Genomic DNA, 20,730 nt, shown 5'->3' with positions numbered 1-20,730 from the left:
CCACGATCCCCGGGCCCGGGGTGAGCCCCAGAGGCAGCCCCGGCCCGGCCACCAAGCAACACCCGCTCATCACCCGGAAGGAACCACCCCGATGCACACCGACCACTTCGCGAACACACGAGACGAGCCGACCGGAGATGACCTGGCCGCGATTGAAGCCGAGTGGCCGCAGATCGCTGCTGAGGTCGATCTGGTCGAGGCCGAGTGCCGTCTGCTCGCTGACCCGGCCGACGCGCTCGCCAAGCGGGCCCACCGCCGGGCGATGACGGCACTGCTGCACCTGCTGGTCCAGCAGGCCAACCACGACGCGGCGATCTCGGCCGCGCCTGTCTACACGATCACCGACCCTCGCCCGGCCGTCCCGGCCGAGGCCGCCTGAAAGGCATATCTAGTCATGGTTACCGCACCTTTGTTCATCATCTTCCTGATCGTCGCTGTCTTCATGGTCCGCTGGGGCGGCACCCACCCGGGTGTCCTCGCCTTCGGTGCGGTCCTCGGTCTCTCGTTGGCCTCGACCACGATCGGCGCGCCGATCCTGGACGGGATCGAGACGGCGATGACGTCGGCTCTCTCGGCCGCCTCGAACATCGCCGGGGGTGCCCGATGAGTACCGCGAAGTCGTGGGATCTGACCTGGGCCGCAAACATCCTGGAGTGTGTCCCGAACGTGGACGTGCACGGCTTCAAGGTGAGCGCGGGGACGGACGTTCGTCTCGCTCATGGGGCCCCGGAGCGTCGACCCGCTGTGCTGCTGGAGATCGAGCCCGCTGGGCTTGTCGCGGCACAGCTGATCGCCGATGCGCTCTACCTGAGCGAGGATGCCCGGGCCTACGTCGCTGACGCGATCGGGCTGCTGATTCGTCACGACTGGTCCGGTCGGGTCCCTGCTGGCAGTGGCGAGACCACGGTGTTCGTGAAGATGTCGACCACCGAGCGCGTGTGGACCGTCTCGGAGGCCGCAGCATGAGCACCCCTGAGAACCTGGCGAAGATCCCGACATCCAAGCCCGAGATCGCGGCCGCTCTGCGCCGCTGGGCGAAGGGCTCCCTTCCCGACGAGGCTGCGGTCGAGCTGCTGGTCCGTGCCTGGGGCGGTCGCCTGCTGAACGGGTCGTGGGTCCGGGTCGAGCCCGGCGCTGCCTGGATCGACGCCGACCGCGCGGACGGTGGCTACCTCTCCGGGGGTGAGCGTCGCCTGCTGGACATCGCGCTGTCCCTGGCCTCCTACGACCGCACGGTCTGCCTCAACGAGGTCCTGCCCGGCTTGGACCGCACCGCGTTGCGGCTGGTGATCGCCGCGACCGCGCGTGCAGCTGGCGCCTCCTACCCCTGGCCTGACAACACCACCACCGAGAGGTAAAGGAACTAGTCATGAAGATCAACAAGGCAGCCGCCCGGGCCGACTTCAAGAAACAGGCTGCGAAGTTCCGCCGCGAGGCTGAGATGGCCGAGAAGGGAGCCGCGCGCTTCCGTGAGCAGGGCAAGCCTGCCGCCGCGAAGACCTGCGAAGACCTGGCCAAGGTCTACCTCAAGCAGGCCGACATGGCCGAGAACTACAAGTTCCCCAAGTGGGTGAAGTGACGCCATGGCTGTCGAGTACACCGGCCTGTTCGGCCACGGCACCGTCAAGGACACCGCACGCCACGTCGCCCGGACCCACCGCGCGAAGGTCGCGAAGAAGCTGCCCGGCTCCAAGGACCCGCACGCGGGCAAGAAGGCCAAGGTCGGCAAAGCGTCCGACCCGTACCGGAACAAGAAGCCGGTCAAGCGCACCAACCCAGTGGCGAAGGGCTGGTTCTGATGCCCAAGCGCCCCAAGGTCACCGTCATCAGGTCGGGGCCCAACACCCCCGACATCGTCGTCGACCCGTCCGCGAGGACGCCGTATGTCCAGGTCGGCGTCCACACCATCACCCCCGCCGCCGCCCGGACCCTGGCCAAAAACCTGACCAAGGCCGCTGGCCTTGCTGAGAAGGGAGCCTGATCATGACCACCACACCGAACCAAGAGGCCCACGGGATCGGGGTCTACGACCTCGACGCGGCTCGCCGCGCCCGTGAGGCCGCTCCTGAAGCCTCTGAGAGCACCAACGCTGCCCCGGCCATCGCCGAGAACGTCTCTGAGCGCGCTCAGGCCGCTCACGACAACACCGACGCCGCCGCCGAGGACGACACGGAGACGACTCCGGAGATCGTTGACGGTCAGGTCCTCGCCGTTCGCGACGACCGGTCCGGCACGGTCAAGGCTGCCCCGCGCCGGGAGATCCTGCCCGCCTGGGCCAAGGACCGCGAGTCGGCGAAGTCGGCGGCTGCGTGGGCGGTGAAGCACTACGGCCACACCACGACCTATCACGGGGTGCGTCTGCCGACGTACTACGCGAAGTTGGCCGCCCGGTCCCCGCTCGGCCTGGGCCGTGTCATGGCTATGTGCTGGGGCTGGATCTTCGACGCCGAGGACAAAGAGAACCGGATGACCGTACGCGGCAACACCCTCGACGCCGGGGCCTATCTCCGGCTGAGGGAGGACCACCGCCGCCAGATCAAAGCGCGCGTCTTCCTTGCGGTCCTGATGCTCCTGACCGTGGCCGGCATCGCCGCCTACGTCGTGTACGGGATCGACTCCCTGATGGTCCAGCTCGGTCTCGGCTTGGCCGCTCTGGCTGGTCTCGGCCTGCTCGGTCGCAACCCGGACAAGCCGATCACCGGCCGTGCCGTGGACACGGCCAAGGAGCCGCGGCTTACCTCGGACCTGATCCTCAACGCGCTCGGTTCGCTGGGTCTGGCGCGGCTGAACCAGGCCATGGCTAAGGAGGGTGCGAAGGCGATCGCGTTCGTCTCGCCGATCATGCGTGACGGTGCTGGGTTCCGTGCCGAACTCGACCTCCCGCCCGGGGTGACTGCCTCGGAGGTGATCGAGCAGCGCGACCGTCTCGCTTCGGGTCTGCGTCGCTCCCTGGGGAAGGTGTGGCCCGAGACCGACCCCGAGGTCCACGTCGGCCGCCTGGTCCTCTACGTCGCCGACAAGTCCCTGGCCCAGTCCAAGCCCGCGCCCTGGCCGCTGGCCACCTCCGGGAAGGTCAACGTGTTCGAGCCGATCCCGATCGGTGTCGACCAGCGTGGCCGCCCCGTGGTCGTGACCCTGATGTTCGCGACCGGTCTTATCGGTGCCCTGCCGCGCATGGGTAAGACGTTCACCCTGCGCCTGCTCTGCCTCGCTGCCGCGCTGGACCCGCGCGTCGAGCTGCACACCTACAACCTCAAGGGCGGATCCGACCTCGGGATGCTCGATGACGTCGCCCACGCCAACCGGTCCGGGGACGACCCCGAAGACATCGACTACCTCGTCCGCGACCTGCGGGAAGGGGCGATCGAGATGCGCCGCCGCTACAAGGCCATCAAGACCCTGCCCCGGGAGGTGTGCCCCGAGTCCAAGGTCACCGACGCTCTCGCCTCGGAGAAGTCCCTCAAACTGCACCCGATCTTCTGGGCCTTTGACGAGACACAGAAGATGTTCGAGCACCCCACCCACGGGGCCGAGATCGCCGAGATCGTCACCGACCTGGTCAAGCGCGGACCCGCGGTCGGGATCATGGTCTGGCTGGCCACCCAGCGCCCCGACGCCAAGTCCATCCCGACCGGCATCTCCGCGAACGCGGTCCTGCGGCTGTGCCTCAAGGTCATGGGACAGGTCGAGAACGACATGGTCCTGGGGACCTCGATGTACAAGTCCGGCATCCGCGCGACCACCTTCGGTCGTAAAGACCTCGGTATCGCCTACCTCGTCGGTGAGGGTGACGACCCGGTCATCGTCCGGTCCTCCTTCGTGGACGCGCCCGCCGCCGAGGTCATCTGTGCCCGTGCCCGTGCTGCGCGGTTGGCCGCTGGCCGCCTGACCGGAATGGCGGCCGGGGAGATCCTGCCCGACGACGACACCGGATCCATCCTGGACCACCTCCTCGCGGTCTGGCCCGAGCACGACCCGGAGTGGAGCAACGGGAAGGTCTGGTGCGACGAACTCGCCGCCCGCCTCGCCGAGCACAACGGGTCGCTCTATGGCGGGTGGACCGGGGAGCAGGTCACCGCTGCCGTCAAACCCCACGGGATCCGCACCGTCCAGGTCAAGAAGGTCATCGACGGCAAGCAGACCAACAAACGCGGTCTGGTCCGCCGCGACCTGACCGACACACTCGGCCACACCGACACCGACGACCCCGACAACCCGATCGGAGGTGTCCTTGCACCCGTCTGAACCCCGGAATCGGTAGCCGTAGCGGCTGCTACCCGTAGCACCCCTGCTACTACCGAAACTGCTACCTGACCAGCGACGTAGCGGAGTAGCCCTCCACTTCGCGCACCCGTTCGAACCCTGGATCCGGGCCGATCCGACCCCTCCTCCCGCCCGCTACCGCTACCCACCTCGCCCAACACCTCCACCCGGTAGCGGAGAAACCCTCCAGAAACGTCTCGCTGGCCCAAGTCCCTACCTCACCCATGCCCGAAACAGTCCGAAACAGGAGAACTCACCGCCATGAACGCGCACACCACCACCACCAAGAAACGGCCCTCTGGCCTCGCTGGTGTCGGCTACGGAATGACCTTCGTTGGCTTCGTCCAGGTCGCTGTGACCATCGCGCCGCAGGTCGCCGCGATGATCCCCGCCGCAGGTTCTGCCGCGCCCGCTGTCGGTGTAGCCGTCGCTCTCGCCGCTGATGTGGTGTGGGCTGCGCTGGGTCACACCACGATCGGTGCCTACAAGTCCGGACAGCGAGCCGCCGCCTACGGCTTCGGTGCCGCCACGGCGGTTGCTGTGGCCGCCTCGACGGTCCTGCTCGCTGCTGTCGGGCACATGGGCCCTTGGTCGGCGATTCCGGCGCTGGCTGCGCTGCTGCTGGTCGCTGACGGGATCCGCGACCAGGTCACCGTCTCCCCGGAGACTGCCGCGATCATCCGGTCCCGCACGGCAGAGATCCGCGACCAGCGAGCCCTGGCCGTGATCGAGGCTCGTCACGCCGCCCACATGGAGACCATCACCGGCTACGGCGAGTCGGCGCGGCTGGCCGCACGTACCCGTGCTCTGGCCGAGATCAAGGTGACCGTCGAGCGCGCCGAGAACCGCGCCGCGTCCCGGCTGACCAGGTCCGCCGAGAAGCACGCGGCCGGGGCGATCGCCTACGGCAAGCTGATCGGCCGTCAGGCGACCCTCACCCCTGACACAACCCCTGACACCAGGGCTGACACCGCGGGTGACACCGACCCTGACAACCACCCTCACGAGATCACTGCTCCCGGCTCCGCTGTCACCCCGGCTGTCAGTGTCGCGCCGACCCTGACTGTCATCCCTGACACCCACGACGACGCGCACCACAACGAGGACCACATCGACCAGTGCGCCATCTGCGATGAGCCGCTGAACGACGAGGACGGCGACCAGGTCCACGCCGCGTGCGCTGCGGTCGAGCTGCGCGCGTACGGGCTGCCCGTGCCCGAGGTCGCCGGGCTGCTCGACGTCTCCGACCGGACCGTCTACCGCTGGACCAATAGCAGGGCTGCGGGTGCCTGATGAGCCGCCCTCCCCGCCGTCCGCGCCGCCGCTATGTGCAGCGTCGCCGCCACTGGTGGCGCGACCTGATCACCAGCGAGTTTCACAACGCCTCGCACGCCTGGTTCCTCGCCGCTGAGGCCGAATCCCTGGGCTATCCGACCGAACTCGCCGAGTACGCCGCCGAGCACCCGCGACCGACCTTGAAGGGCTTCATGGTCGCCCTCGCCCGACCCGACCGCCACGAACCAGACCAGCACCACGACCAGCACGAATCCGAGGAAGGACAGATCGATGATGCAGCAGCAGCCTGACACCCTGACCGACAGCCTCACGACCGCTCTGGACTACGCCGCCCGTGGCTGGCGAGTCTTCCCCCTGCTGCCCGGCTCCAAGCGGCCCGCTACGCCGAACCACCGTGCCACCGACTGCGATGGCACCGCCCCGGGGTGCCGCACCACTCACGCCGGGTGGGAGCAACGCGCCACCATCCGCGCCGACAAGATCACCAAAGCATGGTCCAGCAACCCCGCCTACGGAGTCGGGATCGCCTGTGGGCCCTCCCGCCTGGTCGTGGTCGACCTCGACACCCACAAGCCCGGAACCGAGATCCCCGAACCGTGGAAGTCGTTCGAGATCACCACTGGCGCCGACGTGCTCGACCACCTCGCCGGAGTCCACGGCGGCACCATCACCCCGACCTACACCGTGCGCACCGTCTCCGGAGGAACCCACCTCTACTACGCTGCGCCGGCCGATGTGGCCTACGGCAACACAGCCGGAAAGATCGGCTGGTTGATCGACACCCGCGCCCACGGCGGATACGTCGCCGCACCGCCAACCAGCATCGGAGCTAGCGCGTACGACATCATCGACGACCGCCCGGCCGCACCGCTCCCGATGTTCCTGCTCGACCTCCTCACCCACGACCGCCGACCCGCCACCCGCACGTCACAGAACCGCTCTCAGGACGGTTCTAGGACACAGGCCCGACCACTACAGCCGATCGGGTCCGGCGAGCCACTGCGCGACCCGGACGCGTACGTAAACCGCGTCTTCGACATCGCGATCAACGGCGACCACGCAAACGGCGTCGCGGGTCTGCTGGACGCGACCAAGGGCGGCCGAAACGCCGCGCTCTTCGTCGCGGCCGCCACAGTCGGAAAGTTGGTTGCACGCGACCTGATCACCGAACACTCCGCGCTCGACCGGCTGTTGGTCGCTGCCGCTGGGCACATCGCCGCTCGCGCCTACACCGCCTACGAGGCCGAGAACACGATCCTGTCCGGCTTCCGCCGCGCCGCGACCCGGAGCGCCGCATGACCCACGCCTTCGACCAACGAGACGACCAGACAACGCCCAACTCGGAACCCAACCCGGAGGAACAACCCATGGCCGACGACACCACCACCGCCGAGAACGTCACGGTCAGCCCGGGTGAGGAAAGGCTCACCCCGGCCGACTTCGCGCCCAACGCGGGAGAGCTGCTGCTCAACGAGGTTCGCGATGCGATCGGGAAGTACGTCATCCTCCCCGATGCTCACGCCATGACCGGGGTCGTTCTCTGGATCGCCGCCACCCACGCCGTACCCGTGTGGGCCCACGCGCCCCGCCTGGTGATCCGTGCCCCGGAGAAACGATGCGGCAAGTCGCGGCTGCTCGACCTGGCCGAGGCGACCTGCCATGACCCGCTGCTCACCGTCAACGCCTCACCCAGCGCCGTTTACCGCTCCATCGGGATGAAGACGAAGAACCCGCCCACGATCCTGCTCGACGAGGCCGACACCATCTTCGGACCCAAGGCAGGCGAGAACGAAGACCTACGCGGCCTGCTCAACGCCGGACACCAGCGCAACCGGCCCGCGCTGCGCTACAACGCCGCTAACTCGAGCGTCGAGCGCATCCAGACATTCGCCATGGCCGCCCTCGCTGGGATCGGTGCGATGCCGGACACCATCGAGGACCGCGCCGTCGTTATCCGGATGCGTCGTCGCGCGCCTGGTGAGTCCGTCGCGCCGTACCGGACTCGCCGTGATGGTCCAGCGCTGGACAACCTCCGAAAGCGGCTGAACCAGTGGGTGGTCGCGCATCATGACCACCTCGGCACCGCCACCCCGGACATGCCGGTCGAGGACCGCGCCGCCGACACCTGGGAACCTCTGCTCGCGATCGCCGACCTTGCCGGAGGCGACTGGCCCGAGATCGGCCGCGAAGCCTGCGTCACCCTCACCGAGACCCGCGACGCCAACGCACAGACCACCCTGCAAACCCGACTGCTGACCGACTGCCGTACCGCGTTCGGTGACGCCGAAGCGCTGCCCACCTCGGTCCTGCTCGACCGGCTCAAGGACGACCCCGAGGCACCGTGGGCGACCTACTCCAACCCGCTGCAAGGTCTGACCGCGATGAAACTCGGTTTCCTGCTGCGCGACTTCGACATCCGATCCGACACGATCCGGTTCGACACCGGACAAGCCAAGGGCTACCAGCGTGCCGCGTTCGCCGACGCCTGGGCCCGCTACTGCGCACCCGCCCCAACCTGCCTCATCTGCCGCCAACCTCTCGCGATCGACGACGGCACCCGCACACACCCGACCTGCGACCCGGAGGCCCGTCGATGACCACCCACCCCACCCGACCGGCGACACGTCGAGGGCCCCAAGCCGTACCAGCCGTACCAGCCGTACCAAGACCCTGTTTTCCGAGGTCAGGCCACGATTCCGAGTGGTACGGCTTGGGAAATCGAGCCGTACCAAAGCCGTACCAGAAATCCCAAGCCGTACCAGCCGTACCAAAGCCGTACCACCCAAAATCCGCACCTGACCAGCCGAAACACGCCGTTGGTACGGCTGGTACGGCTGGTACGGCTCACCCCACCTCAACCCACAACACGAGCGCCAAGGAGGCCCACTGATGAGCAAGATCAGCCGCCGCGATCACCTGGCCGTCGCGGGATCAGCCACAGAACCGCTCTCAGGACGGTTCTAGGACACAGGCCCGACCACTACAGCCGATCGGGTCCGGCGAGCCACTGCGCGACCCGGACGCGTACGTAAACCGCGTCTTCGACATCGCGATCAACGGCGACCACGCAAACGGCGTCGCGGGTCTGCTGGACGCGACCAAGGGCGGCCGAAACGCCGCGCTCTTCGTCGCGGCCGCCACAGTCGGAAAGTTGGTTGCACGCGACCTGATCACCGAACACTCCGCGCTCGACCGGCTGTTGGTCGCTGCCGCTGGGCACATCGCCGCTCGCGCCTACACCGCCTACGAGGCCGAGAACACGATCCTGTCCGGCTTCCGCCGCGCCGCGACCCGGAGCGCCGCATGACCCACGCCTTCGACCAACGAGACGACCAGACAACGCCCAACTCGGAACCCAACCCGGAGGAACAACCCATGGCCGACGACACCACCACCGCCGAGAACGTCACGGTCAGCCCGGGTGAGGAAAGGCTCACCCCGGCCGACTTCGCGCCCAACGCGGGAGAGCTGCTGCTCAACGAGGTTCGCGATGCGATCGGGAAGTACGTCATCCTCCCCGATGCTCACGCCATGACCGGGGTCGTTCTCTGGATCGCCGCCACCCACGCCGTACCCGTGTGGGCCCACGCGCCCCGCCTGGTGATCCGTGCCCCGGAGAAACGATGCGGCAAGTCGCGGCTGCTCGACCTGGCCGAGGCGACCTGCCATGACCCGCTGCTCACCGTCAACGCCTCACCCAGCGCCGTTTACCGCTCCATCGGGATGAAGACGAAGAACCCGCCCACGATCCTGCTCGACGAGGCCGACACCATCTTCGGACCCAAGGCAGGCGAGAACGAAGACCTACGCGGCCTGCTCAACGCCGGACACCAGCGCAACCGGCCCGCGCTGCGCTACAACGCCGCTAACTCGAGCGTCGAGCGCATCCAGACATTCGCCATGGCCGCCCTCGCTGGGATCGGTGCGATGCCGGACACCATCGAGGACCGCGCCGTCGTTATCCGGATGCGTCGTCGCGCGCCTGGTGAGTCCGTCGCGCCGTACCGGACTCGCCGTGATGGTCCAGCGCTGGACAACCTCCGAAAGCGGCTGAACCAGTGGGTGGTCGCGCATCATGACCACCTCGGCACCGCCACCCCGGACATGCCGGTCGAGGACCGCGCCGCCGACACCTGGGAACCTCTGCTCGCGATCGCCGACCTTGCCGGAGGCGACTGGCCCGAGATCGGCCGCGAAGCCTGCGTCACCCTCACCGAGACCCGCGACGCCAACGCACAGACCACCCTGCAAACCCGACTGCTGACCGACTGCCGTACCGCGTTCGGTGACGCCGAAGCGCTGCCCACCTCGGTCCTGCTCGACCGGCTCAAGGACGACCCCGAGGCACCGTGGGCGACCTACTCCAACCCGCTGCAAGGTCTGACCGCGATGAAACTCGGTTTCCTGCTGCGCGACTTCGACATCCGATCCGACACGATCCGGTTCGACACCGGACAAGCCAAGGGCTACCAGCGTGCCGCGTTCGCCGACGCCTGGGCCCGCTACTGCGCACCCGCCCCAACCTGCCTCATCTGCCGCCAACCTCTCGCGATCGACGACGGCACCCGCACACACCCGACCTGCGACCCGGAGGCCCGTCGATGACCACCCACCCCACCCGACCGGCGACACGTCGAGGGCCCCAAGCCGTACCAGCCGTACCAGCCGTACCAAGACCCTGTTTTCCGAGGTCAGGCCACGATTCCGAGTGGTACGGCTTGGGAAATCGAGCCGTACCAAAGCCGTACCAGAAATCCCAAGCCGTACCAGCCGTACCAAAGCCGTACCACCCAAAATCCGCACCTGACCAGCCGAAACACGCCGTTGGTACGGCTGGTACGGCTGGTACGGCTCACCCCACCTCAACCCACAACACGAGCGCCAAGGAGGCCCACTGATGAGCAAGATCAGCCGCCGCGATCACCTGGCCGTCGCGGGATCAGTCACAGAACCGCTCTCAGGACGGTTCTAGGACACAGGCCCGACCACTACAGCCGATCGGGTCCGGCGAGCCACTGCGCGACCCGGACGCGTACGTAAACCGCGTCTTCGACATCGCGATCAACGGCGACCACGCAAACGGCGTCGCGGGTCTGCTGGACGCGACCAAGGGCGGCCGAAACGCCGCGCTCTTCGTCGCGGCCGCCACAGTCGGAAAGTTGGTTGCACGCGACCTGATCACCGAACACTCCGCGCTCGACCGGCTGTTGGTCGCTGCCGCTGGGCACATCGCCGCTCGCGCCTACACCGCCTACGAGGCCGAGAACACGATCCTGTCCGGCTTCCGCCGCGCCGCGACCCGGAGCGCCGCATGACCCACGCCTTCGACCAACGAGACGACCAGACAACGCCCAACTCGGAACCCAACCCGGAGGAACAACCCATGGCCGACGACACCACCACCGCCGAGAACGTCACGGTCAGCCCGGGTGAGGAAAGGCTCACCCCGGCCGACTTCGCGCCCAACGCGGGAGAGCTGCTGCTCAACGAGGTTCGCGATGCGATCGGGAAGTACGTCATCCTCCCCGATGCTCACGCCATGACCGGGGTCGTTCTCTGGATCGCCGCCACCCACGCCGTACCCGTGTGGGCCCACGCGCCCCGCCTGGTGATCCGTGCCCCGGAGAAACGATGCGGCAAGTCGCGGCTGCTCGACCTGGCCGAGGCGACCTGCCATGACCCGCTGCTCACCGTCAACGCCTCACCCAGCGCCGTTTACCGCTCCATCGGGATGAAGACGAAGAACCCGCCCACGATCCTGCTCGACGAGGCCGACACCATCTTCGGACCCAAGGCAGGCGAGAACGAAGACCTACGCGGCCTGCTCAACGCCGGACACCAGCGCAACCGGCCCGCGCTGCGCTACAACGCCGCTAACTCGAGCGTCGAGCGCATCCAGACATTCGCCATGGCCGCCCTCGCTGGGATCGGTGCGATGCCGGACACCATCGAGGACCGCGCCGTCGTTATCCGGATGCGTCGTCGCGCGCCTGGTGAGTCCGTCGCGCCGTACCGGACTCGCCGTGATGGTCCAGCGCTGGACAACCTCCGAAAGCGGCTGAACCAGTGGGTGGTCGCGCATCATGACCACCTCGGCACCGCCACCCCGGACATGCCGGTCGAGGACCGCGCCGCCGACACCTGGGAACCTCTGCTCGCGATCGCCGACCTTGCCGGAGGCGACTGGCCCGAGATCGGCCGCGAAGCCTGCGTCACCCTCACCGAGACCCGCGACGCCAACGCACAGACCACCCTGCAAACCCGACTGCTGACCGACTGCCGTACCGCGTTCGGTGACGCCGAAGCGCTGCCCACCTCGGTCCTGCTCGACCGGCTCAAGGACGACCCCGAGGCACCGTGGGCGACCTACTCCAACCCGCTGCAAGGTCTGACCGCGATGAAACTCGGTTTCCTGCTGCGCGACTTCGACATCCGATCCGACACGATCCGGTTCGACACCGGACAAGCCAAGGGCTACCAGCGTGCCGCGTTCGCCGACGCCTGGGCCCGCTACTGCGCACCCGCCCCAACCTGCCTCATCTGCCGCCAACCTCTCGCGATCGACGACGGCACCCGCACACACCCGACCTGCGACCCGGAGGCCCGTCGATGACCACCCACCCCACCCGACCGGCGACACGTCGAGGGCCCCAAGCCGTACCAGCCGTACCAGCCGTACCAAGACCCTGTTTTCCGAGGTCAGGCCACGATTCCGAGTGGTACGGCTTGGGAAATCGAGCCGTACCAAAGCCGTACCAGAAATCCCAAGCCGTACCAGCCGTACCAAAGCCGTACCACCCAAAATCCGCACCTGACCAGCCGAAACACGCCGTTGGTACGGCTGGTACGGCTGGTACGGCTCACCCCACCTCAACCCACAACACGAGCGCCAAGGAGGCCCACTGATGAGCAAGATCAGCCGCCGCGATCACCTGGCCGTCGCGGGATCAGTCACAGAACCGCTCTCAGGACGGTTCTAGGACACAGGCCCGACCACTACAGCCGATCGGGTCCGGCGAGCCACTGCGCGACCCGGACGCGTACGTAAACCGCGTCTTCGACATCGCGATCAACGGCGACCACGCAAACGGCGTCGCGGGTCTGCTGGACGCGACCAAGGGCGGCCGAAACGCCGCGCTCTTCGTCGCGGCCGCCACAGTCGGAAAGTTGGTTGCACGCGACCTGATCACCGAACACTCCGCGCTCGACCGGCTGTTGGTCGCTGCCGCTGGGCACATCGCCGCTCGCGCCTACACCGCCTACGAGGCCGAGAACACGATCCTGTCCGGCTTCCGCCGCGCCGCGACCCGGAGCGCCGCATGACCCACGCCTTCGACCAACGAGACGACCAGACAACGCCCAACTCGGAACCCAACCCGGAGGAACAACCCATGGCCGACGACACCACCACCGCCGAGAACGTCACGGTCAGCCCGGGTGAGGAAAGGCTCACCCCGGCCGACTTCGCGCCCAACGCGGGAGAGCTGCTGCTCAACGAGGTTCGCGATGCGATCGGGAAGTACGTCATCCTCCCCGATGCTCACGCCATGACCGGGGTCGTTCTCTGGATCGCCGCCACCCACGCCGTACCCGTGTGGGCCCACGCGCCCCGCCTGGTGATCCGTGCCCCGGAGAAACGATGCGGCAAGTCGCGGCTGCTCGACCTGGCCGAGGCGACCTGCCATGACCCGCTGCTCACCGTCAACGCCTCACCCAGCGCCGTTTACCGCTCCATCGGGATGAAGACGAAGAACCCGCCCACGATCCTGCTCGACGAGGCCGACACCATCTTCGGACCCAAGGCAGGCGAGAACGAAGACCTACGCGGCCTGCTCAACGCCGGACACCAGCGCAACCGGCCCGCGCTGCGCTACAACGCCGCTAACTCGAGCGTCGAGCGCATCCAGACATTCGCCATGGCCGCCCTCGCTGGGATCGGTGCGATGCCGGACACCATCGAGGACCGCGCCGTCGTTATCCGGATGCGTCGTCGCGCGCCTGGTGAGTCCGTCGCGCCGTACCGGACTCGCCGTGATGGTCCAGCGCTGGACAACCTCCGAAAGCGGCTGAACCAGTGGGTGGTCGCGCATCATGACCACCTCGGCACCGCCACCCCGGACATGCCGGTCGAGGACCGCGCCGCCGACACCTGGGAACCTCTGCTCGCGATCGCCGACCTTGCCGGAGGCGACTGGCCCGAGATCGGCCGCGAAGCCTGCGTCACCCTCACCGAGACCCGCGACGCCAACGCACAGACCACCCTGCAAACCCGACTGCTGACCGACTGCCGTACCGCGTTCGGTGACGCCGAAGCGCTGCCCACCTCGGTCCTGCTCGACCGGCTCAAGGACGACCCCGAGGCACCGTGGGCGACCTACTCCAACCCGCTGCAAGGTCTGACCGCGATGAAACTCGGTTTCCTGCTGCGCGACTTCGACATCCGATCCGACACGATCCGGTTCGACACCGGACAAGCCAAGGGCTACCAGCGTGCCGCGTTCGCCGACGCCTGGGCCCGCTACTGCGCACCCGCCCCAACCTGCCTCATCTGCCGCCAACCTCTCGCGATCGACGACGGCACCCGCACACACCCGACCTGCGACCCGGAGGCCCGTCGATGACCACCCACCCCACCCGACCGGCGACACGTCGAGGGCCCCAAGCCGTACCAGCCGTACCAGCCGTACCAAGACCCTGTTTTCCGAGGTCAGGCCACGATTCCGAGTGGTACGGCTTGGGAAATCGAGCCGTACCAAAGCCGTACCAGAAATCCCAAGCCGTACCAGCCGTACCAAAGCCGTACCACCCAAAATCCGCACCTGACCAGCCGAAACACGCCGTTGGTACGGCTGGTACGGCTGGTACGGCTCACCCCACCTCAACCCACAACACGAGCGCCAAGGAGGCCCACTGATGAGCAAGATCAGCCGCCGCGATCACCTGGCCGTCGCGGGATCAGTCACAGAACCGCTCTCAGGACGGTTCTAGGACACAGGCCCGACCACTACAGCCGATCGGGTCCGGCGAGCCACTGCGCGACCCGGACGCGTACGTAAACCGCGTCTTCGACATCGCGATCAACGGCGACCACGCAAACGGCGTCGCGGGTCTGCTGGACGCGACCAAGGGCGGCCGAAACGCCGCGCTCTTCGTCGCGGCCGCCACAGTCGGAAAGTTGGTTGCACGCGACCTGATCACCGAACACTCCGCGCTCGACCGGCTGTTGGTCGCTGCCGCTGGGCACATCGCCGCTCGCGCCTACACCGCCTACGAGGCCGAGAACACGATCCTGTCCGGCTTCCGCCGCGCCGCGACCCGGAGCGCCGCATGACCCACGCCTTCGACCAACGAGACGACCAGACAACGCCCAACTCGGAACCCAACCCGGAGGAACAACCCATGGCCGACGACACCACCACCGCCGAGAACGTCACGGTCAGCCCGGGTGAGGAAAGGCTCACCCCGGCCGACTTCGCGCCCAACGCGGGAGAGCTGCTGCTCAACGAGGTTCGCGATGCGATCGGGAAGTACGTCATCCTCCCCGATGCTCACGCCATGACCGGGGTCGTTCTCTGGATCGCCGCCACCCACGCCGTACCCGTGTGGGCCCACGCGCCCCGCCTGGTGATCCGTGCCCCGGAGAAACGATGCGGCAAGTCGCGGCTGCTCGACCTGGCCGAGGCGACCTGCCATGACCCGCTGCTCACCGTCAACGCCTCACCCAGCGCCGTTTACCGCTCCATCGGGATGAAGACGAAGAACCCGCCCACGATCCTGCTCGACGAGGCCGACACCATCTTCGGACCCAAGGCAGGCGAGAACGAAGACCTACGCGGCCTGCTCAACGCCGGACACCAGCGCAACCGGCCCGCGCTGCGCTACAACGCCGCTAACTCGAGCGTCGAGCGCATCCAGACATTCGCCATGGCCGCCCTCGCTGGGATCGGTGCGATGCCGGACACCATCGAGGACCGCGCCGTCGTTATCCGGATGCGTCGTCGCGCGCCTGGTGAGTCCGTCGCGCCGTACCGGACTCGCCGTGATGGTCCAGCGCTGGACAACCTCCGAAAGCGGCTGAACCAGTGGGTGGTCGCGCATCATGACCACCTCGGCACCGCCACCCCGGACATGCCGGTCGAGGACCGCGCCGCCGACACCTGGGAACCTCTGCTCGCGATCGCCGACCTTGCCGGAGGCGACTGGCCCGAGATCGGCCGCGAAGCCTGCGTCACCCTCACCGAGACCCGCGACGCCAACGCACAGACCACCCTGCAAACCCGACTGCTGACCGACTGCCGTACCGCGTTCGGTGACGCCGAAGCGCTGCCCACCTCGGTCCTGCTCGACCGGCTCAAGGACGACCCCGAGGCACCGTGGGCGACCTACTCCAACCCGCTGCAAGGTCTGACCGCGATGAAACTCGGTTTCCTGCTGCGCGACTTCGACATCCGATCCGACACGATCCGGTTCGACACCGGACAAGCCAAGGGCTACCAGCGTGCCGCGTTCGCCGACGCCTGGGCCCGCTACTGCGCACCCGCCCCAACCTGCCTCATCTGCCGCCAACCTCTCGCGATCGACGACGGCACCCGCACACACCCGACCTGCGACCCGGAGGCCCGTCGATGACCACCCACCCCACCCGACCGGCGACACGTCGAGGGCCCCAAGCCGTACCAGCCGTACCAGCCGTACCAAGACCCTGTTTTCCGAGGTCAGGCCACGATTCCGAGTGGTACGGCTTGGGAAATCGAGCCGTACCAAAGCCGTACCAGAAATCCCAAGCCGTACCAGCCGTACCAAAGCCGTACCACCCAAAATCCGCACCTGACCAGCCGAAACACGCCGTTGGTACGGCTGGTACGGCTGGTACGGCTCACCCCACCTCAACCCACAACACGAGCGCCAAGGAGGCCCACTGATGAGCAAGATCAGCCGCCGCGATCACCTGGCCGTCGCGGGATCAGTCACAGAACCGCTCTCAGGACGGTTCTAGGACACAGGCCCGACCACTACAGCCGATCGGGTCCGGCGAGCCACTGCGCGACCCGGACGCGTACGTAAACCGCGTCTTCGACATCGCGATCAACGGCGACCACGCAAACGGCGTCGCGGGTCTGCTGGACGCGACCAAGGGCGGCCGAAACGCCGCGCTCTTCGTCGCGGCCGCCACAGTCGGAAAGTTGGTTGCACGCGACCTGATCACCGAACACTCCGCGCTCGACCGGCTGTTGGTCGCTGCCGCTGGGCACATCGCCGCTCGCGCCTACACCGCCTACGAGGCCGAGAACACGATCCTGTCCGGCTTCCGCCGCGCCGCGACCCGGAGCGCCGCATGACCCACGCCTTCGACCAACGAGACGACCAGACAACGCCCAACTCGGAACCCAACCCGGAGGAACAACCCATGGCCGACGACACCACCACCGCCGAGAACGTCACGGTCAGCCCGGGTGAGGAAAGGCTCACCCCGGCCGACTTCGCGCCCAACGCGGGAGAGCTGCTGCTCAACGAGGTTCGCGATGCGATCGGGAAGTACGTCATCCTCCCCGATGCTCACGCCATGACCGGGGTCGTTCTCTGGATCGCCGCCACCCACGCCGTACCCGTGTGGGCCCACGCGCCCCGCCTGGTGATCCGTGCCCCGGAGAAACGATGCGGCAAGTCGCGGCTGCTCGACCTGGCCGAGGCGACCTGCCATGACCCGCTGCTCACCGTCAACGCCTCACCCAGCGCCGTTTACCGCTCCATCGGGATGAAGACGAAGAACCCGCCCACGATCCTGCTCGACGAGGCCGACACCATCTTCGGACCCAAGGCAGGCGAGAACGAAGACCTACGCGGCCTGCTCAACGCCGGACACCAGCGCAACCGGCCCGCGCTGCGCTACAACGCCGCTAACTCGAGCGTCGAGCGCATCCAGACATTCGCCATGGCCGCCCTCGCTGGGATCGGTGCGATGCCGGACACCATCGAGGACCGCGCCGTCGTTATCCGGATGCGTCGTCGCGCGCCTGGTGAGTCCGTCGCGCCGTACCGGACTCGCCGTGATGGTCCAGCGCTGGACAACCTCCGAAAGCGGCTGAACCAGTGGGTGGTCGCGCATCATGACCACCTCGGCACCGCCACCCCGGACATGCCGGTCGAGGACCGCGCCGCCGACACCTGGGAACCTCTGCTCGCGATCGCCGACCTTGCCGGAGGCGACTGGCCCGAGATCGGCCGCGAAGCCTGCGTCACCCTCACCGAGACCCGCGACGCCAACGCACAGACCACCCTGCAAACCCGACTGCTGACCGACTGCCGTACCGCGTTCGGTGACGCCGAAGCGCTGCCCACCTCGGTCCTGCTCGACCGGCTCAAGGACGACCCCGAGGCACCGTGGGCGACCTACTCCAACCCGCTGCAAGGTCTGACCGCGATGAAACTCGGTTTCCTGCTGCGCGACTTCGACATCCGATCCGACACGATCCGGTTCGACACCGGACAAGCCAAGGGCTACCAGCGTGCCGCGTTCGCCGACGCCTGGGCCCGCTACTGCGCACCCGCCCCAACCTGCCTCATCTGCCGCCAACCTCTCGCGATCGACGACGGCACCCGCACACACCCGACCTGCGACCCGGAGGCCCGTCGATGACCACCCACCCCACCCGACCGGCGACACGTCGAGGGCCCCAAGCCGTACCAGCCGTACCAGCCGTACCAAGACCCTGTTTTCCGAGGTCAGGCCACGATTCCGAGTGGTACGGCTTGGGAAATCGAGCCGTACCAAAGCCGTACCAGAAATCCCAAGCCGTACCAGCCGTACCAAAGCCGTACCACCCAAAATCCGCACCTGACCAGCCGAAACACGCCGTTGGTACGGCTGGTACGGCTGGTACGGCTCACCCCACCTCAACCCACAACACGAGCGCCAAGGAGGCCCACTGATGAGCAAGATCAGCCGCCGCGATCACCTGGCCGTCGCGGGATCAGCCACAGAACCGCTCTCAGGACGGTTCTAGGACACAGGCCCGACCACTACAGCCGATCGGGTCCGGCGAGCCACTGCGCGACCCGGACGCGTACGTAAACCGCGTCTTCGACATCGCGATCAACGGCGACCACGCAAACGGCGTCGCGGGTCTGCTGGACGCGACCAAGGGCGGCCGAAACGCCGCGCTCTTCGTCGCGGCCGCCACAGTCGGAAAGTTGGTTGCACGCGACCTGATCACCGAACACTCCGCGCTCGACCGGCTGTTGGTCGCTGCCGCTGGGCACATCGCCGCTCGCGCCTACACCGCCTACGAGGCCGAGAACACGATCCTGTCCGGCTTCCGCCGCGCCGCGACCCGGAGCGCCGCATGACCCACGCCTTCGACCAACGAGACGACCAGACAACGCCCAACTCGGAACCCAACCCGGAGGAACAACCCATGGCCGACGACACCACCACCGCCGAGAACGTCACGGTCAGCCCGGGTGAGGAAAGGCTCACCCCGGCCGACTTCGCGCCCAACGCGGGAGAGCTGCTGCTCAACGAGGTTCGCGATGCGATCGGGAAGTACGTCATCCTCCCCGATGCTCACGCCATGACCGGGGTCGTTCTCTGGATCGCCGCCACCCACGCCGTACCCGTGTGGGCCCACGCGCCCCGCCTGGTGATCCGTGCCCCGGAGAAACGATGCGGCAAGTCGCGGCTGCTCGACCTGGCCGAGGCGACCTGCCATGACCCGCTGCTCACCGTCAACGCCTCACCCAGCGCCGTTTACCGCTCCATCGGGATGAAGACGAAGAACCCGCCCACGATCCTGCTCGACGAGGCCGACACCATCTTCGGACCCAAGGCAGGCGAGAACGAAGACCTACGCGGCCTGCTCAACGCCGGACACCAGCGCAACCGGCCCGCGCTGCGCTACAACGCCGCTAACTCGAGCGTCGAGCGCATCCAGACATTCGCCATGGCCGCCCTCGCTGGGATCGGTGCGATGCCGGACACCATCGAGGACCGCGCCGTCGTTATCCGGATGCGTCGTCGCGCGCCTGGTGAGTCCGTCGCGCCGTACCGGACTCGCCGTGATGGTCCAGCGCTGGACAACCTCCGAAAGCGGCTGAACCAGTGGGTGGTCGCGCATCATGACCACCTCGGCACCGCCACCCCGGACATGCCGGTCGAGGACCGCGCCGCCGACACCTGGGAACCTCTGCTCGCGATCGCCGACCTTGCCGGAGGCGACTGGCCCGAGATCGGCCGCGAAGCCTGCGTCACCCTCACCGAGACCCGCGACGCCAACGCACAGACCACCCTGCAAACCCGACTGCTGACCGACTGCCGTACCGCGTTCGGTGACGCCGAAGCGCTGCCCACCTCGGTCCTGCTCGACCGGCTCAAGGACGACCCCGAGGCACCGTGGGCGACCTACTCCAACCCGCTGCAAGGTCTGACCGCGATGAAACTCGGTTTCCTGCTGCGCGACTTCGACATCCGATCCGACACGATCCGGTTCGACACCGGACAAGCCAAGGGCTACCAGCGTGCCGCGTTCGCCGACGCCTGGGCCCGCTACTGCGCACCCGCCCCAACCTGCCTCATCTGCCGCCAACCTCTCGCGATCGACGACGGCACCCGCACACACCCGACCTGCGACCCGGAGGCCCGTCGATGACCACCCACCCCACCCGACCGGCGACACGTCGAGGGCCCCAAGCCGTACCAGCCGTACCAGCCGTACCAAGACCCTGTTTTCCGAGGTCAGGCCACGATTCCGAGTGGTACGGCTTGGGAAATCGAGCCGTACCAAAGCCGTACCAGAAATCCCAAGCCGTACCAGCCGTACCAAAGCCGTACCACCCAAAATCCGCACCTGACCAGCCGAAACACGCCGTTGGTACGGCTGGTACGGCTGGTACGGCTCACCCCACCTCAACCCACAACACGAGCGCCAAGGAGGCCCACTGATGAGCAAGATCAGCCGCCGCGATCACCTGGCCGTCGCGGGATCAGTCACAGAACCGCTCTCAGGACGGTTCTAGGACACAGGCCCGACCACTACAGCCGATCGGGTCCGGCGAGCCACTGCGCGACCCGGACGCGTACGTAAACCGCGTCTTCGACATCGCGATCAACGGCGACCACGCAAACGGCGTCGCGGGTCTGCTGGACGCGACCAAGGGCGGCCGAAACGCCGCGCT

Annotated in this window: 24 protein-coding genes; all 24 read left to right on the top strand. The window is 67.6% G+C overall.

The genetic code is table 11. The annotated features are described in order from the left end of the window. Positions 1-91 precede the first annotated feature (91 nt). The 24 genes from BJ988_RS29815 to BJ988_RS29700 all read left to right on the top strand — a co-directional run bounded on the left by BJ988_RS29815 (position 92) and on the right by BJ988_RS29700 (position 20,204). Positions 92-379 carry a DUF6284 family protein gene (locus tag BJ988_RS29815; RefSeq protein WP_179656084.1) on the top strand — a complete coding sequence of 96 codons (288 nt, stop codon included), beginning with the start codon at positions 92-94 and terminating at the stop codon, positions 377-379. Between the two features lie 15 nt (positions 380-394). Next, positions 395-607 carry a hypothetical protein gene (locus BJ988_RS29810; RefSeq protein ID WP_179661035.1) on the top strand — a complete coding sequence of 71 codons (213 nt, stop codon included), beginning with the start codon at positions 395-397 and terminating at the stop codon, positions 605-607. Next, on the top strand, positions 604-966 hold the full coding sequence (locus tag BJ988_RS29805) for a hypothetical protein (RefSeq protein WP_179661034.1): 363 nt from the start codon (positions 604-606) through the stop codon (positions 964-966). Before BJ988_RS29810 ends, BJ988_RS29805 begins: the two co-directional genes overlap by 4 nt. Next, positions 963-1,358: a P-loop NTPase family protein gene (locus tag BJ988_RS29800; RefSeq protein ID WP_179661033.1), complete on the top strand. Its 396-nt coding sequence runs from the start codon at positions 963-965 to the stop codon at positions 1,356-1,358. The genes BJ988_RS29805 and BJ988_RS29800 overlap by 4 nt, the downstream gene beginning before the upstream one ends. An 11-nt stretch (positions 1,359-1,369) precedes the next feature. After that, positions 1,370-1,579, top strand: coding sequence for a hypothetical protein (locus BJ988_RS29795; protein WP_179661032.1), 210 nt, complete (start codon positions 1,370-1,372; stop codon positions 1,577-1,579). Between the two features lie 4 nt (positions 1,580-1,583). Then, complete coding sequence (locus tag BJ988_RS29790) at positions 1,584-1,799, top strand: hypothetical protein (protein WP_179661031.1); 216 nt, start codon at positions 1,584-1,586, stop codon at positions 1,797-1,799. After that, on the top strand, positions 1,799-1,981 hold the full coding sequence (locus BJ988_RS29785) for a hypothetical protein (RefSeq protein ID WP_179661030.1): 183 nt from the start codon (positions 1,799-1,801) through the stop codon (positions 1,979-1,981). The genes BJ988_RS29790 and BJ988_RS29785 overlap by 1 nt, the downstream gene beginning before the upstream one ends. 2 nt (positions 1,982-1,983) lie before the next feature. Next, a complete protein-coding gene (locus BJ988_RS29780) occupies positions 1,984-4,245 on the top strand; it encodes a cell division protein FtsK (RefSeq protein WP_179661029.1) in 2,262 nt (753 codons plus the stop codon). Between the two features lie 279 nt (positions 4,246-4,524). Further along, on the top strand, positions 4,525-5,556 hold the full coding sequence (locus tag BJ988_RS29775) for a helix-turn-helix domain-containing protein (protein ID WP_179661028.1): 1,032 nt from the start codon (positions 4,525-4,527) through the stop codon (positions 5,554-5,556). Continuing rightward, complete coding sequence (locus BJ988_RS29770) at positions 5,556-5,849, top strand: hypothetical protein (RefSeq protein ID WP_179661027.1); 294 nt, start codon at positions 5,556-5,558, stop codon at positions 5,847-5,849. Before BJ988_RS29775 ends, BJ988_RS29770 begins: the two co-directional genes overlap by 1 nt. Continuing rightward, positions 5,830-6,858: a bifunctional DNA primase/polymerase gene (locus BJ988_RS29765; RefSeq protein WP_179661026.1), complete on the top strand. Its 1,029-nt coding sequence runs from the start codon at positions 5,830-5,832 to the stop codon at positions 6,856-6,858. The genes BJ988_RS29770 and BJ988_RS29765 overlap by 20 nt, the downstream gene beginning before the upstream one ends. Beyond that, a complete protein-coding gene (locus BJ988_RS29760; protein WP_246321592.1) occupies positions 6,855-8,156 on the top strand; it encodes a DUF3631 domain-containing protein in 1,302 nt (433 codons plus the stop codon). Before BJ988_RS29765 ends, BJ988_RS29760 begins: the two co-directional genes overlap by 4 nt. Before the next feature lie 554 nt (positions 8,157-8,710). Next, positions 8,711-8,866 (top strand): hypothetical protein, encoded by a 156-nt coding sequence (locus tag BJ988_RS29755; protein WP_179661839.1) that lies wholly within the window; start codon positions 8,711-8,713, stop codon positions 8,864-8,866. Beyond that, entirely contained in the window at positions 8,863-10,164 is a 1,302-nt protein-coding gene (locus tag BJ988_RS29750) for a DUF3631 domain-containing protein (RefSeq protein ID WP_246321592.1), read from the top strand. The genes BJ988_RS29755 and BJ988_RS29750 overlap by 4 nt, the downstream gene beginning before the upstream one ends. A 554-nt stretch (positions 10,165-10,718) precedes the next feature. Continuing rightward, complete coding sequence (locus BJ988_RS29745) at positions 10,719-10,874, top strand: hypothetical protein (RefSeq protein ID WP_179661839.1); 156 nt, start codon at positions 10,719-10,721, stop codon at positions 10,872-10,874. Next, on the top strand, positions 10,871-12,172 hold the full coding sequence (locus BJ988_RS29740; RefSeq protein ID WP_246321592.1) for a DUF3631 domain-containing protein: 1,302 nt from the start codon (positions 10,871-10,873) through the stop codon (positions 12,170-12,172). Before BJ988_RS29745 ends, BJ988_RS29740 begins: the two co-directional genes overlap by 4 nt. Positions 12,173-12,726: 554 nt before the next feature. Beyond that, the gene (locus BJ988_RS29735; protein WP_179661839.1) at positions 12,727-12,882 is read left to right on the top strand and encodes a hypothetical protein; all 156 of its coding nucleotides are present in this window, start codon (positions 12,727-12,729) and stop codon (positions 12,880-12,882) included. Beyond that, the gene (locus tag BJ988_RS29730; RefSeq protein WP_246321592.1) at positions 12,879-14,180 is read left to right on the top strand and encodes a DUF3631 domain-containing protein; all 1,302 of its coding nucleotides are present in this window, start codon (positions 12,879-12,881) and stop codon (positions 14,178-14,180) included. Before BJ988_RS29735 ends, BJ988_RS29730 begins: the two co-directional genes overlap by 4 nt. Before the next feature lie 554 nt (positions 14,181-14,734). After that, positions 14,735-14,890, top strand: coding sequence for a hypothetical protein (locus BJ988_RS29725; protein ID WP_179661839.1), 156 nt, complete (start codon positions 14,735-14,737; stop codon positions 14,888-14,890). Further along, complete coding sequence (locus BJ988_RS29720) at positions 14,887-16,188, top strand: DUF3631 domain-containing protein (protein ID WP_246321592.1); 1,302 nt, start codon at positions 14,887-14,889, stop codon at positions 16,186-16,188. The genes BJ988_RS29725 and BJ988_RS29720 overlap by 4 nt, the downstream gene beginning before the upstream one ends. 554 nt (positions 16,189-16,742) lie before the next feature. Beyond that, positions 16,743-16,898: a hypothetical protein gene (locus BJ988_RS29715; protein ID WP_179661839.1), complete on the top strand. Its 156-nt coding sequence runs from the start codon at positions 16,743-16,745 to the stop codon at positions 16,896-16,898. Beyond that, entirely contained in the window at positions 16,895-18,196 is a 1,302-nt protein-coding gene (locus BJ988_RS29710) for a DUF3631 domain-containing protein (protein ID WP_246321592.1), read from the top strand. Before BJ988_RS29715 ends, BJ988_RS29710 begins: the two co-directional genes overlap by 4 nt. Positions 18,197-18,750: 554 nt before the next feature. Continuing rightward, a complete protein-coding gene (locus BJ988_RS29705; RefSeq protein ID WP_179661839.1) occupies positions 18,751-18,906 on the top strand; it encodes a hypothetical protein in 156 nt (51 codons plus the stop codon). Further along, positions 18,903-20,204, top strand: coding sequence for a DUF3631 domain-containing protein (locus tag BJ988_RS29700; protein ID WP_246321592.1), 1,302 nt, complete (start codon positions 18,903-18,905; stop codon positions 20,202-20,204). The genes BJ988_RS29705 and BJ988_RS29700 overlap by 4 nt, the downstream gene beginning before the upstream one ends. The last annotated feature ends 526 nt before the right edge of the window (positions 20,205-20,730 follow it).

Origin of the sequence: Nocardioides panzhihuensis (assembly GCF_013408335.1) — a bacterium.
GTDB classification, from domain to species: domain Bacteria; phylum Actinomycetota; class Actinomycetes; order Propionibacteriales; family Nocardioidaceae; genus Nocardioides; species Nocardioides panzhihuensis.
Note: the sequence above shows the minus strand (reverse complement) of the source record. Positions and strands in the feature narration are given on the sequence as shown.

What these genes read in the sequence shown, in the direction of transcription:
- BJ988_RS29700 (WP_246321592.1), top strand. Translation starts at nt 18,903, where the DNA reads ATGACCCACGCCTTCGACCAACGAGACGACCAGACAACGCCCAACTCG.
- BJ988_RS29710 (WP_246321592.1), top strand. Translation starts at nt 16,895, where the DNA reads ATGACCCACGCCTTCGACCAACGAGACGACCAGACAACGCCCAACTCG.
- BJ988_RS29780 (WP_179661029.1), top strand. Translation starts at nt 1,984, where the DNA reads ATGACCACCACACCGAACCAAGAGGCCCACGGGATCGGGGTCTACGAC.
- BJ988_RS29760 (WP_246321592.1), top strand. Translation starts at nt 6,855, where the DNA reads ATGACCCACGCCTTCGACCAACGAGACGACCAGACAACGCCCAACTCG.
- BJ988_RS29795 (WP_179661032.1), top strand. Translation starts at nt 1,370, where the DNA reads ATGAAGATCAACAAGGCAGCCGCCCGGGCCGACTTCAAGAAACAGGCT.
- BJ988_RS29770 (WP_179661027.1), top strand. Translation starts at nt 5,556, where the DNA reads ATGAGCCGCCCTCCCCGCCGTCCGCGCCGCCGCTATGTGCAGCGTCGC.
- BJ988_RS29815 (WP_179656084.1), top strand. Translation starts at nt 92, where the DNA reads ATGCACACCGACCACTTCGCGAACACACGAGACGAGCCGACCGGAGAT.
- BJ988_RS29750 (WP_246321592.1), top strand. Translation starts at nt 8,863, where the DNA reads ATGACCCACGCCTTCGACCAACGAGACGACCAGACAACGCCCAACTCG.
- BJ988_RS29765 (WP_179661026.1), top strand. Translation starts at nt 5,830, where the DNA reads ATGATGCAGCAGCAGCCTGACACCCTGACCGACAGCCTCACGACCGCT.
- BJ988_RS29740 (WP_246321592.1), top strand. Translation starts at nt 10,871, where the DNA reads ATGACCCACGCCTTCGACCAACGAGACGACCAGACAACGCCCAACTCG.
- BJ988_RS29805 (WP_179661034.1), top strand. Translation starts at nt 604, where the DNA reads ATGAGTACCGCGAAGTCGTGGGATCTGACCTGGGCCGCAAACATCCTG.
- BJ988_RS29810 (WP_179661035.1), top strand. Translation starts at nt 395, where the DNA reads ATGGTTACCGCACCTTTGTTCATCATCTTCCTGATCGTCGCTGTCTTC.
- BJ988_RS29775 (WP_179661028.1), top strand. Translation starts at nt 4,525, where the DNA reads ATGAACGCGCACACCACCACCACCAAGAAACGGCCCTCTGGCCTCGCT.
- BJ988_RS29730 (WP_246321592.1), top strand. Translation starts at nt 12,879, where the DNA reads ATGACCCACGCCTTCGACCAACGAGACGACCAGACAACGCCCAACTCG.
- BJ988_RS29720 (WP_246321592.1), top strand. Translation starts at nt 14,887, where the DNA reads ATGACCCACGCCTTCGACCAACGAGACGACCAGACAACGCCCAACTCG.
- BJ988_RS29790 (WP_179661031.1), top strand. Translation starts at nt 1,584, where the DNA reads ATGGCTGTCGAGTACACCGGCCTGTTCGGCCACGGCACCGTCAAGGAC.
- BJ988_RS29800 (WP_179661033.1), top strand. Translation starts at nt 963, where the DNA reads ATGAGCACCCCTGAGAACCTGGCGAAGATCCCGACATCCAAGCCCGAG.
- BJ988_RS29785 (WP_179661030.1), top strand. Translation starts at nt 1,799, where the DNA reads ATGCCCAAGCGCCCCAAGGTCACCGTCATCAGGTCGGGGCCCAACACC.